10 protein-coding genes are annotated in these 13,915 nt (G+C 58.9%); 8 read left to right on the forward strand and 2 right to left on the reverse strand.

Annotation, left to right across the window (positions count from 1 at the left end):
* Position 1: 1 nt before the first annotated feature.
* Positions 2-1,912: a hypothetical protein gene (locus WCS52_03845; protein MEI6166304.1), complete on the reverse strand. Its 1,911-nt coding sequence runs from the start codon at positions 1,910-1,912 to the stop codon at positions 2-4.
* Complete coding sequence (locus WCS52_03850; GenBank protein ID MEI6166305.1) at positions 1,913-2,542, reverse strand: hypothetical protein; 630 nt, start codon at positions 2,540-2,542, stop codon at positions 1,913-1,915.
* 110 nt (positions 2,543-2,652) lie between these two features.
* Here WCS52_03850 and aroC point away from each other — a divergent pair, with 110 nt between their 5' ends.
* The 8 genes from aroC to WCS52_03890 all read left to right on the forward strand — a co-directional run bounded on the left by aroC (position 2,653) and on the right by WCS52_03890 (position 13,754).
* Complete coding sequence (gene aroC, locus WCS52_03855; GenBank protein MEI6166306.1) at positions 2,653-3,732, forward strand: chorismate synthase; 1,080 nt, start codon at positions 2,653-2,655, stop codon at positions 3,730-3,732.
* Complete coding sequence (gene tgt / locus WCS52_03860; protein MEI6166307.1) at positions 3,729-4,847, forward strand: tRNA guanosine(34) transglycosylase Tgt; 1,119 nt, start codon at positions 3,729-3,731, stop codon at positions 4,845-4,847. The genes aroC and tgt overlap by 4 nt, the downstream gene beginning before the upstream one ends.
* Before the next feature lie 5 nt (positions 4,848-4,852).
* On the forward strand, positions 4,853-5,206 hold the full coding sequence (gene yajC / locus WCS52_03865; GenBank protein ID MEI6166308.1) for a preprotein translocase subunit YajC: 354 nt from the start codon (positions 4,853-4,855) through the stop codon (positions 5,204-5,206).
* A 36-nt stretch (positions 5,207-5,242) separates the two neighbouring features.
* On the forward strand, positions 5,243-7,804 hold the full coding sequence (secD, locus tag WCS52_03870) for a protein translocase subunit SecD (GenBank protein ID MEI6166309.1): 2,562 nt from the start codon (positions 5,243-5,245) through the stop codon (positions 7,802-7,804).
* A gap of 68 nt (positions 7,805-7,872) precedes the next feature.
* Positions 7,873-9,528: a single-stranded-DNA-specific exonuclease RecJ gene (recJ, locus tag WCS52_03875; protein MEI6166310.1), complete on the forward strand. Its 1,656-nt coding sequence runs from the start codon at positions 7,873-7,875 to the stop codon at positions 9,526-9,528.
* Positions 9,525-10,313, forward strand: a complete 789-nt coding sequence (locus WCS52_03880; protein ID MEI6166311.1) for a PhzF family phenazine biosynthesis protein — start codon at positions 9,525-9,527, stop codon at positions 10,311-10,313. The genes recJ and WCS52_03880 overlap by 4 nt, the downstream gene beginning before the upstream one ends.
* Positions 10,314-10,404: 91 nt before the next feature.
* Positions 10,405-12,201, forward strand: a complete 1,797-nt coding sequence (locus tag WCS52_03885) for a GDSL-type esterase/lipase family protein (protein ID MEI6166312.1) — start codon at positions 10,405-10,407, stop codon at positions 12,199-12,201.
* 287 nt (positions 12,202-12,488) lie between these two features.
* Positions 12,489-13,754: a Glu/Leu/Phe/Val dehydrogenase gene (locus WCS52_03890; GenBank protein ID MEI6166313.1), complete on the forward strand. Its 1,266-nt coding sequence runs from the start codon at positions 12,489-12,491 to the stop codon at positions 13,752-13,754.
* Positions 13,755-13,915 lie beyond the last annotated feature (161 nt).

Below are 13,915 nucleotides of genomic sequence, written 5' to 3' on the forward strand. Positions count from 1 at the left end.
CTTATTCGAACACGGCCACGTTGCCGGCCGTGAACAGGCGTTTGGCCTGGGCGGGGGCCGTGCCCTGGCCATCAATGATGACGTAATAGACTTTGGCGCCGTCGCCATACCAGTCGGTATGGGCGCCCCGCAGTTCGAGCATCCCTCGCAAAAAGTCAATCCATTGGCGTGCGTCATGAGCCGGCTTGCCGGTCCAGGGGGGGGGGCGGTGAAATTCGATTTGACTGGTGCTCTCCGCATGAACCGTAAAGCGGGGACAACCCGAAACGTAGGCCTGGATCTGAGCGCGCGCCTTGCCTGGCGCCTCGATCCGGAATGGGCCCCGGGGATCGGTTTGCTCAATGAACTGGGCGGCCTGATAGACGGCTTCAGAGGGGGAATCCCGCATCTGGTTGAGAACAATCACCAGTGCCGGGATGAGGATGATGGCTAGCCCGGCATAGCCTGAATCAAGAAGAGTTTGAACAGAAGCACGCGAAGGTCGCAAAGAAGAATATTCTTTTACGCCTTCGGCGGAAGCCCCGTTTTCACTTTGCGGTCTTTGCGAGCTTCTGTTTAAAAGTATTTTCTTCTCCGTGATTTTATCAAGGCCCAAGGTTGCCAGGCAGGCCATGAAGGGCAGGGCCAGCAGGGCCCCATACATGTCAGGGGTGCAGGAGATGACCAAGGTTCCCAGTCCGGCAACGGTCAGGGCGCGGAAGGGCGGCGTGGTGAGTTTGGCGGGTAACGTGGCGATGGCCAGAAAGGCCAGAGGTAAAAGCCAGCCGAAGCGGGTGATCAGGCGGATTCCCATGGTGACGGGCTGGCCATTCACCAGAAGCAGGCCGGCGGCAAGGGCGAGGAGGGCGGCAAGCCACAGGCCCCAGCGTCCGCGAAAGAGCGCGAGGGCCGGGGAAGCCAGTAGCAGGAGCGGGATCAGCAGCGCGCCGACCACTCCCCCCTTATGTGCCATCATGAGGAGTGCGGTCATGAGCAGCCAGGCCGGGATCAGCCAGATCCGTTTTCTTTGCGTGCTTTGCGACTTCTGTTCAAATTTATTCTCTTGATACTGACCGTGTTGTGCCAGGGACTGGCCCCATTTCAATAGAATCAGAAGATAGACCGGCAAGAGCGCGAGCAGGAGTCCCCGGCCTGTGGCCCAGTAATTGTAGCGCATGAAGACGGGAGAGAACAGGTAGAGGATAGCCAGCCAGCCGGCCGAAGCGTCCGTTTTAAACAGGTACCGGCCCAGTGCCCAGGCTCCGGAAAACCCGGTGAGCCCGAAGGCGAGGGACAGGAGATAAAAGCCCCAATCCACTCCCGTATGGCCTAGCATCTGGATGGTGGCCAGCACCAGGGGTTGCGCGCTGGAGTAGGAGCGGGGGGTGAACCCGAGGAGGGACAGCGGATGGATGAGCCAGGAGATGCGCTGTTCAACCGCAATGTTGCCAGCCAAATCCTGCCACTTATAGGTGTCGATTCCGGCGATATGGGTCAGGGGGAGCACCAGGAGTGCGAAGAGAATGGCGGCAGTAGTGAGAGGATGCGGGAGAGAAGAGAATTTGAACAGAAGTCGCGAAGATCGCGAAGGGGAAATAGGGTTTCCGCCGAAGGCGGGGAAGAAAACTCTTCTTTGCGTGCTTTGCGACTTCTGTTCAAACTCTTCCCGTTTTCTATTGCACGCGGTGAAAAGGATTCCGACGGCTCCTGCCAGGAGTCCATGGGCGATGGCGAGTGAGTTGGCCGTAATGGGAATCGCCGACACATGAAGGGCGATGGGGATGGCCACATTGATGGAAATCATGGCAGGCCCCCAGCCGGCAAGAATCGCGTTCCATGAGTATCGCTCCAAGAATAGGCGACTCAGCAACCAGGGCGTAAGCCCGATGGCGAGAATAAGTGAAGCGATGTGGCCGGCGGCTAGACTGTTCACTCAAAGTCCTGATGTGCTGACTTCCGGTGGAGGTTCCGGAGGAGGTATCGGCGGCGGTCCTGGTGGCGGCCCCGGTGGCGGCGAGGGCGGCGGTTTGGGTGTGGGCGGCGGTGTGGCACCATGGGAGGTACGCGAACCTCCACTGCCGCCAAAGGCGCCGCCCCCCTCCTTGCCTGAAAGGGTTTTGTACCGCTCGAGATTTTTCTGGCCGACGAGCACCAAGGGGAATTCTGCTACCGGCGCATCGTTGGGGAGGGATGAGAAAGTGAACATATCACGGGCAATCCGGGGCGGGGGCAACTCATATTTATCAGTGGGTTTCTGTGCCGCGATCTCGGCATCAACCGCCGTCATCGTCGCCAGTTTATTGCCGAATTCGACCTTCGGGGGTGCCGCGTTCGGTTTGTCGGAGGGGGGGCTGCCGGGCTGGGTATTGGCCTCGCCTGAAGGCGCAGGCTCTGAAGCAGGCGTTTGACTGCTCTCATTTCCCTTCAGCATCGCTTGCAATTCAGCCAGATTGTCGGGTTCCGGGGTGCGGGAGACAAAAAAAAAGTAGCTGGCAATGAGTGAGCATGCCAAGACGCACAACAACAGGATGATAATGTTAAACCGTTTATTACTGTCTTTCACGGAAAGGCCCCCTTGTGAGGACGTCCTCATACAAGCCCCATCATTATCCAAGAAACCATTGCATTGAGCAAGATGGATTTCGTAAGGTGTACAGATTGGAGAAACGATTTATGGGTAATACATTCGGATCAATCTTTCGCGTTACAACGTTCGGGGAGTCGCATGGGCCGATGGTGGGGGCGGTCATTGACGGCCTGCCGGCCCAGTTTCATCTGAAAGAAGCGGACATCCAGCCGCAATTGGACCGGCGCCGGCCGGGGCAGAGCGATCTGACCACCCCGCGGCAGGAATCGGATACCGTTCAGATTATTTCCGGATTGCAGAAGGGGGTGACCCTGGGCTCGCCTGTGACCCTCGTCATCCCCAACCGCGACACCAAGCCGGAGGATTATGGCGAGATGCGTACAGCGCCGCGCCCTTCGCATGCGGATTTCACCTATATGACCAAGTATGGCGTCCTGGCGTCCAGTGGCGGTGGCCGGGCCAGTGCCCGCGAGACCGCCGCGCGGGTCGCCGCGGGCGCGGTCGCCGAGAAGTTTCTCCGGGAGCGGTTCGGCATTGAGATTGTCGCCTGGGTTCAGTCCGTGGGTGAATTGGAGGCCGCGGAGGTCGATGTCGCGACGATTTCCCGCCCGCTGGTGGACAAAAACCCGGTGCGTTGTCCGGACCAGGCCCAGGCGGCCACGATGGCCACGCTGATCCGGTCCCTCAAGGAGGCCGGTGATTCGGTGGGTGGGGTGGTTTCCTGTGTCTGCCGGAATGTGCCGGCCGGGTGGGGGGAACCGGTATTCGGCAAGTTGTCCGGTCTGTTAGCCGGCGCCATGCTGACCATTCCCGCCACGCGCGGTTTTGAGTTCGGGCTTGGCTTTGCCGCCACGAGCCTGCGCGGCTCGGTGCATAATGACCCGTTTGTGAAGCGTGGCAAATCACTGGGTACGCTGACTAATAACAGTGGCGGGATTCAAGGCGGCATCTCCAATGGCGAGTCGATCCTGTTCCGGGTCGCCTTCAAGCCTCCGGCCACCATCGGCTGTGCCCAGGCCACTGTGGACTGGGATGGTCAGAAATGTGAATTGAAGGCGCGGGGCCGGCATGACCCCTGTGTGGTGCCGCGTGCGGTCCCGGTGGTCGAGGCGATGGCGGCACTGGTGCTGGCGGATGCGGCCTTGATGGCGGCGGTTGCCAAGTGAAGGCCCCGGGTACCTACGAGATTCTGGCCAGTGACCCCAACACCAAGGCGCGGCGCGGCCGGTTATGGACCCTGCATGGGGCCGTCGAGACCCCGGTGTTCATGCCGGTGGGGACCCAGGCGACCGTCAAAGCCATGACTCCGGTGGAACTGAAGGAGGCGGGCTCCGACATCGTGCTCGGGAACACCTATCACCTGAGTCTGCGGCCTGGAGTCGAAATTATCGAAAAATGCGGCGGCCTGCATCAATTTATGGGGTGGGATCGCCCCATTTTGACCGATAGCGGCGGATTTCAGGTCTTCAGCTTGTCGAAACTCAATAAAATTAAACCTGATGGGGTTGAGTTTCGTTCGCATATTGACGGGACCAAACTGTTTCTCGGGCCCCGTGAGGCGATCGACATCCAGCGCCGGCTCGGCTCCGATATTATCATGGCGTTTGATGAGTGCCCCCCCTATCCCAGTACCTACGAATACGCTTGTCAGGCTGTAATGCGGACCCTATCATGGGCCGCTTTATGTGCCGAACTGCATCCGCGGAACGGTCAATTGGTCTTTGGAATTGTGCAAGGCGGCGAATATGCCGACCTGCGTGCGAGGTGTGCCCGCGAATTGGTCGCGATCGGCTTTGACGGCTATGCCGTCGGGGGCGTGAGCGTGGGCGAGCCGGAACCGGTGCTGCTGGAGGCTGTGAAAAACGGCGTGGCGGAGCTGCCGGTGGAACGGCCGCGGTACCTGATGGGCGTGGGCGTGTTGAAGCAACTCGTGGAATCGGTGGCAATGGGCGTGGATATGTTTGACTGTGTGATGCCCACGCGGTATGCCCGGCATGGGACGGCAATGACCCGGACTGGGCATTACCCCGTCCGGAACGGGTTGTATAAAGAGGATACCCGTCCGGTTGAGGAAGGCTGTACCTGCTATTGCTGTCAGAACTTCACGCGGGCGTATATAAGGCATTTGATGAATGTGAAGGAGATCCTCGGGGTACGGTTGTTGTCGATCCACAACCTGCACCGGACGCTGGAGTTTATGCGCGAGATGCGCGCGGCACTGGATCAAGGGGTTTTTGAAGAGTTCAGACGGGAATTTCACGCAACTAATAAGGAGAGTTAATAAGCATGACGACGACACTGTTGTTTTTGGGAATGGGTTCTGCACCGGCTGGTGGCCAGGCGCAGGGCGGTAGCGGGATGTTGATGATGGGCTATATGGTCATCATTTTTGCTTTGTTCTATTTCATGATGATCCGGCCCCAGCAGAAACGCGAAAAGGAACGCCGGGCGATGGTCGATAGCATCAAGGCGGGCGATCGCGTCATGTTCTGCGGCGGAATGATCGGTATCGTGGCGACCGTCAAGGACCAGATGCTGGTGATCAAGGTGTCGGAGACCACCAAGGTGGATATTGTCCGGAGTGCGGTGGTCCGCGTGCTGGGCAAGGACGAAGTTCCCGCCAGTGTTGAAACCAAGTAAGAAGTAGTGGCTGAGGGTAGCGAGGAGTAGGTCGATATGGATAAGAAAACAATCTTCAAGTGGATGTTGCTCATTGTTCTGGTGGGGATGTCGGTCGCGATGGTCTTCCCCGTCAAGGATAAGGTGCGGTTTGGTTTGGACATCAAGGGCGGAACGAGCTTCACGGTGCAGATCGACGAAGCCGCCATGTCGGATCAGATCCGCGAGGAAATCAAGACCAAGTTGGGCGTCGAGGATTTCGCCAAGCTATCCGAAGACCAGATCGCTACCCGGGTGAAGGACCGGATGATCACGACCCTTAAGGAGGCCCAGGCGCGGGCCATTGAGGTGATCCGGAACCGTGTGGACGGTCTGGGAATTGCCGAGCCGATCATCTTCCCGGAGAAGGATAACCGGATTGTGGTGCAGCTTCCCGGCGTGGATGAGCGGAAACGCGACGAAGCCGCGCGTATGCTCAAGGAAGCCGCGTTCCTGGAATTCCGCATGGTTAACGAAAAGAGCCATGAGCTGGTCAATAAATTATTTGAAAAGGGCGTCGCCCCGGAAGGGTACAAGATCATGTCCCTCTCGGATGGCGGGGCGGCCAGGGATTATCTGGTGCGCGACCGTCAGGCGGTCCCAGATGAAAAGATGGACGCCGCCTTCCGCGCGAAGGTAGCGCTGTTCAATTCCCCGCGCCGGTGTGAGTTGCTCCTTGAAAAACAGAAGGTGGGCGGGCGTGAAGCCTTTACCCCGTATTATGTTGAAAAGACCGCCCAGTTGACGGGCGATACCCTGAAGCGCGCGTCAGTGGATACCCAGGGCGTGGGCCAATCGGTCGTCAGCCTGGAATTCAATCCTGAAGGCTCGCGTAAATTTGCGCGGGTGACCGGGGAGTATGCGCCCGGTGGGGCCAAGAACCCCGGCCCTGTGGGACGCCAGATGGCGATTGTACTGGATGGGTCCCTCTATTCCGCGCCGGTGATTAAAGAGGCCATTCATGGCGGACGTGCCGTCATCAGTGGTAGCTTTACCTTCAGTGAAGCGTTGTTCCTGACGCATATCCTCAAGGCGGGGTCACTGCCTGCGCCCGTGGAAATTGTTGAACGCCGGGTGGTGGATCCCACGTTGGGTAAGGACTCGGTCACCAGCGGGATGAATGCCGGCCTGTATGGCTGTGTTGTCATTATCATCCTGATGGCCCTCTATTACCTGGTCAACGGCTTGCTGGCCGATCTGGCGCTGATCCTGAATGTGGTGCTGTTGCCTCTGGGCATGATCGTGGTCGCCGGGATTCTGGGCATGTTCTCCAGTGATGCCCGGGCTGGCAGCGCCATTGCGCTACCGGTGCTGACGTTGCCCGGTATTGCGGGTATCGCCCTGAGTATCGGTATGGCCGTGGATACCAACGTGCTGATCTTTGAGCGTATTCGTGAGGAAATCAAGGCGGGCAAGAGCCTCAAGGCCTCCATTGACGCCGGTTTCTCCCGCGCCTTTGCGGCGGTGTTTGACTCCCATGTGGCCACCATCCTGACGGCGGTGATCATGTTTATCTTCGGGTCCGGCCCGGTCCGGGGTTATGCCATCACCCTGATTGCCGGTCTGTTGATCAATCTTTACACCGCCGTGACGGTCACCCATATGTGCCATATGCTGATCGCGGAGCGGACCAACAAGGTCTCCCTGATGAAGATGTGCTCCATCATTCCCGAGACGAATATCGACTTTATCGGGAAGTGGAAATGGATGCTTGGCGGGACCTTCGCGGTGGTCGTGGTGTCCTGGGCCCTGATGATCGGGCATGGAATGAAGGACAAATCCAGTGTGTTCGGCGTGGACTTCACGGGCGGAACGCAGTTGACCATGAGTTTCCTGGCAAAGCCTGAGATCGACAGTGTCCGCGCGGTTCTGACCGGCGGCGGCATCAAAGATCCCTCCCTTCAGTTCCAGAAGGGCATGGAGGCCGGGACCCGCGAGATCCTTCTGGTCAAGGTGGCCACCTTGGAAGAAGGCAAGCAGGTGGAAGCCCTGTTGTTGGCGAAGATTCCCCAGGCTGGCTTCAAGTTGATGCAGCAGGACGATGTGGGACCCCAAATCGGGCAGGAACTGAAAACGCGCGCGGCCTGGGCCATGATTCTGGGCACGCTGGCGATGGTCATCTATATCGCCTTCCGGTTTGAGTTCGGCTTTGGACTGGGCGCCGTGGTGGCCACCATCCATGATGCCATGATCACCCTGGGTATCTGTCATCTGCTCGGTTTCCCGATCACGATGACGCTGATTGCCGGGGTATTAACCATTATCGGTTACTCCAGTAATGATACGGTGATCATCTTCGACCGGATCCGTGAAAATCTGCGCCTGTACCGCGGCGGCCAGACGTTCAAGGAATTGTGCAATCACAGTATCAACCAGACCCTCTCCCGGACGTTGCTGACCAGTTCCTTCACCCTGGTGTCGGTGCTGTTCCTGCTCATCATGGGCGGTGGCGCGTTGAAGGACTTCTCGGTGGCCATGCTGGTGGGTATGATCACGGGCACCTATTCAAGTATCTACATTGCCACCCCCGTTACCCTGGCGTGGTACCGTTGGAAGGCGCCGGATCTCGGCCAGAAATAAGCTCCGTGAAACAGTGGAGACTTCGAGAGACTGCAGACGGGCCAGTTCAAGAACTGGCCCGTCGTTCTTTGCTAGCCCCCCCCCTGGCCCGCGCCTTGCTCCTGCGTGGCGTATCCACAGCCGGTGATGTCGACCGCTTCCTGAATCCCCGGCTGAGTGATGTCGTCGACCCCTTCGTCCTGCCGGCCATGGAGCCGGCCGTGGCGAGAATCTGGCAGGCCCTCAAGGCGAAGGAATCCATTGTGGTGTATGGGGATTATGATGTGGATGGCGTCACCAGCGCTGCATTGATGAGTCATGTCCTGACCCGTCTCGGGGGAAAGGTATCCCGGTTTCTTCCCAGTCGGACGGAGGAGGGCTATGGACTCAATGCCGAGACGGTGGCACGCTGCATCAGCGCCTATCACCCCGGCCTGATCATCACCACCGATTGTGGTTCAGGCGCCCATGAGGCGGCGGCTACCGCCGCGAAGGCGGGGGTGGATATCGTCGTCACTGATCACCATGAGGTGGGCGCCGGTGGTCCGGCCCAGGTGGTGGCGGTGGTGAATCCCAAACTGGGCTCAGACCCGCAGGCCCGCTGCCTGTCCGGGGTGGGGGTGGCCTTCAAGGTCTGTCATGCCTTGCTGAAAGCCGGGCGCGATCAGAAGAAGAAAGAGGCCTTCGCGGTGGACTTGCGCGAGGTCCTGGATTTGGTGGCCTTAGGCACCGTTTCCGATATGGTTCCCATGATTCATGAAAACCGGATCCTGGTGCGGCATGGGTTGACCCAGCTGAACCGGCGCGAGCGGCTTGGATTGCGCGTGCTCTCCGAGGTGGCCGGGGCAACAGGGGAGTTGGGGACCTATCATGTAGGCTTTGTGCTCGGGCCCCGGATGAATGCGGCCGGGCGGATGGGTAAGGCGGACGAGGCCTTGGAACTGCTGCTCACAGAAGACCCTGACAAGGCGCTGGAACTGGCCCGCTTCCTGGATTCGGCCAATCAGGACCGCAAACAGGTTGAGAGCGACATCATGGAGGAAGCCGTCCGCCGGATTGACACCTATTTCGACCCGGCGACGCATTTTGGCATTGTGGTGGGAGACGTCGGCTGGCATGTCGGGGTGGTGGGCATTGTTGCCTCGCGACTGGTGAGTAAATATGGCCGGCCCGCGATTGTAGTGGGGTTTGACGAACATGGTCTGGGCCGGGGTTCCTGCCGGAGTATTGAAGGCTTTGATTTGCTAGGGGGCCTTACGCTGTGCTCCCAGTACCTGAGCCGGCATGGCGGCCACGAGATGGCCGCCGGTCTTGAAGTCCAGCAGAGTGTGTTTGAGCCGTTTCAAAAGGCCTTCCATGCCGTTTGTGAGGCAGGCTTGAAAGGGCGAGACCTTCGCCGCACTCTGGAGTTGGATAGTTGGGTGTCCATGGCCGAGGTGCTTGATCCAGCCTTTATGGATGTCACTACCCGCATGGGCCCCTTTGGTGAAATCAATCGCGAACCCGTGTGGGGCCTGAACAACGTTCAACTGGTCGGGGCCCCCAAAGTGCTGAAGGGCGCCCACCTCAAACTGCGTGTGGGACTGGGAAGCGACGTGTGCGACGTGATCGGGTTCAAGATGGCCGACCGGTTGAGTGAATTGCAGGAAGGGCCCTTGGATCTGGCGTTTAATTTGCGTACCAATACCTATATGAACCGGACCACCCCGCAGTTGAACCTGCTGGATCTCAGGAGCGGCACATGAAAATACCTTACTATCAATTGGATGCCTTTGCGGAAGAGCGATTCAAGGGCAATCCGGCGGGCGTTTGTTTTTTACCGCGGACCTGGCTGCCTGACGGGGTCATGCAGAAAATAGCGGCGGAGAACGGCGTCTCTGAAACGGCCTTTGTCCTCCGTGAGGGCGAGGGGTATGGATTGCGCTGGTTTTCGCCGACCATGGAGGTGGATTTATGTGGCCATGCCACCCTGGCAACGGCCCATGCGATTTTCTTTGAGACGGGGCTGGATGCGGAAAGCATCACCTTCACGACGCGGAGTGGCGACGTGAGCGTGGCGCGGGTTGAGGACATGCTGGTCCTGGATTTTCCGGCCAGACCGCCGGTGCGTTGTGAGCCTCCGTCCGGAGTGGAGTTTGGGCTGGGCACCATGCCGCAGGAAATTTGGCGGGCAAGGGATTATCTGGTGGTATTTGAGACGGAGGCGGATGTGACGTCGCTACAGCCGGATTTTGAAAAACTGCGCGAGTGGGATGGACTGGGCGTGATTGCCACCGCCCCGGGCGATGCCGTGGACTTTGTTTCCCGCTTCTTTGCGCCCAAGGCCGGCCTTAATGAGGATCCCGTCACCGGGTCCGCTCACGCTACGCTGATTCCCTATTGGGCCCGGCGGCTTAAAAAGAAGGAGCTCCATGCCCTGCAGATTTCCGCCCGTGGCGGTGAATTGTTCTGTCAGGACGAGGGTGACCGGGTGAAGATCGGCGGCTATGCCGTCACCTATCTTCGGGGCGAACTGGATATCATCCTGTAGGTCATGAGTCCCGGGCACCTCGCGCCCCCCACTTTTGTTAAACCTGTTTAACGGGATGCATTAGCGGCTGGGCCTTGATAGATTCTTCTTTATGAGCAGTGAGAAGGAATTGTTGATCGATGTGGCCCTGCCCGGGGAATGGGCGGTTTACGGGCCTGTTCCCAGTACCGTTCAGCCACATCCGGATTCGGATATCCCGGCTGCGCAAGCCATGCCGGCCGCGCTCACGCTGGGCAACCAGTCCTACTCCTGCCTCAAGGTGAAGCCCGAAAACGGGGTGGTCAATCTGATGTCCCTCTTTTCGCGCGGCGGGCTGAAGAATGCAATCCGTACCGGCGACTGGGCTTATTTGACCGGGGAGATCCACTGCGCGACGGCCGGGACGGTGCTGATCGGAGCCGGGGCCGATTGGTGGATGCAGTGGGTGATTGACGGGAAACCGGTGTATGACACGCTGGCGTTGGGCAACCAGACCGGGGATTACTCGGTTTTCAATCATGTCTTCAAGGTCAATCTGGAAAAGGGATCCCATACCGTCTGTGTGCTGGTCAAGAGCGGAAGCGCCGGCTGGACCTTGGTGGCGGGGAGCAGCCCGAAGGATCGGAAGCGGTTTATGGAAGTGGAGAAAGCACAACGGGGAATGGCCCGGGATGCGAAGGAGCTGGAGGCGGTGATCCAGTCGACGGCGAAAACAAACAGCCACATGAAACTGGTGATCTTCGGTTCATCGGTGGCGTCCGGGGCGGGCGCGGTAGATAATCATGGCTGGGCCTACCGCTTGAAAGAGGTGCTGGAAAAACGGAATTGGACGGTCGTGAACAAGTCGGTGGGCGGGGACAGCACGACCAAACTTCTGGCGCGTTTCAACCGCGATCTGCTGCCGGAAAAACCGGATGTGGTGATCATCGGACTATCCCTGGCCAATGAGGGACTGGTGACCTCCCCGGCGGAGACCTTCGACCGGTACAGCCGGAACATGAGGAAGCTTATTCAGTTGTGCCGGAAGCATGGGATTGTCCCGGTGATCAGCAATGGTTACCCCAATAATGCCTACACCCGGAGTCATTATGAGATCATCCGGAAATTTAATGCTGAGTTGAACTGCTGGCCGGTGGCCAGTATCAATTTCATGGGAGCGGTGGATGAGGGCCATGGCCATTGGCCGGACGGGTGTTGGACCGATGGGGCCCATCCTAATGAGTGCGGCCATGCTGAAATGTATTATTCCATAGCCCCTTCGTTGTTTGACATGCTTATCGATCCCTGTGACCAGCTGCCCGCCCCCAGTTCATCCTGGCTGGCCTACCGGCCTGATCCCGCGGTTAACTCCGCTCCCCTGACGCATCACGTCATCGATCCCATCCATTCCTTCTCCCTGGCCTTTACCGTCATGTTCCCCGGGCCCGTCTCCGGGCGTTCGGTATTGGCGGGCGTCGATGGCAATAGTCTCTGTGTCAGCAAGGAGGGGCGGATGACCTATGAAGCCGAGGGTGGCGGGGTGATTCAGGCGGGGGAACGGATTCAGGCGGAGCGGCCCTACCATCTGGCCGTGACGCACAGCTATATCAACCGGCAGACCCGTCTCTGGGTGGATGGGGTGCTGGCCGGAACCTTGAGCCAGCAAATCGCCCCGCGGGAGTTAACCTTGGCGGGAAGCTCCACCTGTGCGGGGGGGGAGGCCTGGTACCGGAATGTGATGCTCTACCGGGGCTGTTTGGACGGCGAACAAGTGATGTCGCTTGCCCAGGGGCAGATTCTGCGTTCAAGCCTGGAACTGTATGCGCCCCTGGCCGATCGCCCGCTCGTGAAGCACCTGCCCGTGTTTAACGCGGCCCCGACGGGGGCAAAGCTTGAACTGCAAGGGGATCAATGCAGGTCCTGGCCGTGACAGCCTGAGTATTTTCATTTCAGGGTTCCCTTTCAATTTTGACAATCAATTGAGCTCAGCAGGGGTTTTCGTAATCGTAATCCGATTCCTGATTAACACTGTAGAGGTGTCGGGAGCGTTAAAGCAAGACCAGGATTACGATTACGATTATGTAGTGTTGTCGTCCCCTGCGGAGTTGATATGTGTCATTCTATGCCTGTCTCATACGAATGAGGTTGACGTAATGACAGGGATATGATGTACTGTGCGGTGTCATGAACTCAGGAACCACACAGAAGGAGACAACTATGAAGACCGGAACGTCGACCATGTTGAATAGTGCCCTTGCGAATTTTGACCGGGCCAGCGGCTTGCTGGGAGATGAGTATCCCTCAGACCTGTTGGAGAAACTGCGCCATCCCAAAGAACGCACCGAGTTACGGCTTTCACCCCAGTTCAGCGATGGGAAGATCCATACGATCAATGCCTTCATCGTCCATCACAGTGATGCGATTGGGCCGTGCAAGGGGGGGATCCGCATGTCGCCTTCGGTGACGTTGGACGATGTCACTGCGCTGGCCATGGAGATGACGTGGAAGTGTGCCCTGATCGGGGTGCCGTTTGGCGGCGGAAAGAGCGGGATTGTGGCTGACCCGCTGGCGTTATCCGCCGACGACAAGCAGACATTGATCCGGAGTTTTACGCGCAACGCGCGCCGGAACATCCATCCGCTGGTCTATGTGCCTGCGCCGGACATGGGGACGAATGAGCGGGATATGGGGTATATCAAGGACACCATCAGTTATTCACAGGGGAATGCCACCACCCAGGGCTCCTATGTCACCGGCAAGCCGGTTATCCTGGGGGGGATTCCCGGGCGACGTGAAGCGACCGGGCGCGGGGTGGTGCTGTCGACCATGGAGGCGCTGAATACCCTGGGCGGGTCGATCAAAGGGGCCCGGGTGATCATTCAGGGCTTCGGGAATGTCGGGGCCGGTGCGGCCGAGACCTTTGCGGAGATGGGGGCGAAGGTGGTAGGGGTTTCGGACGTGGACGAGGCGATCTATGCAGAGAAGGGGCTGGATGTCCCCGCGCTGCTGGCACATGTTCGCAAGACAGGGTCCTTGCGTGGGGCCGGGCAGGGCCGGGTTGTTGGACACGACGCGCTCCTGGAGATGCCCTGCGAGGTGTTGGCCCCCTGTGCCACTGCCAACCAGATTAACGCCAAAAATGCGGAACGCATTCAGGCAAAGATCATTGCCGAGGGGGCGAACGGGCCGACCAGTCCCGAGGCCGATGCCATCCTGACCCAGCGCGGCATTTATGTGATCCCGGACATTCTCTGTAATGCAGGCGGGGTGTTTGTGTCGTATCTGGAATACACGCAGGAAACCCAGCAGGAGCAGATGACACGGGAAGATGTGCTGGCGCGTTTGGATAAGCGCATGAAGGACAAATTCAAGCTGGTCCATGAAACGGCCGTCAGCCGGAAGTTGCCTACCCGTGAGGCGGCCATGTATCTGGCCTTGAAAAATGTCTGTGCGGCGCATATCGCACGGGGCGCCTTGCCGTAAGGACGTTCAGAGGTGCGGCTACGTAGCCGCGCCTGATAAGGCGTGGCTCTTCCCGGAACGTCAGTAACTCCCATTTCCATCGTCTGGCTCTAATGGATACGTAAAAGGTATCATTTGAGTATTGACGAAGGCCCCTGTGTTAGTGGTATATTCCTTTATCG

This window comes from bacterium, assembly GCA_037128595.1.
Classification (GTDB): domain Bacteria; phylum Verrucomicrobiota; class Kiritimatiellia; order CAIKKV01; family CAITUY01; genus JAABPW01.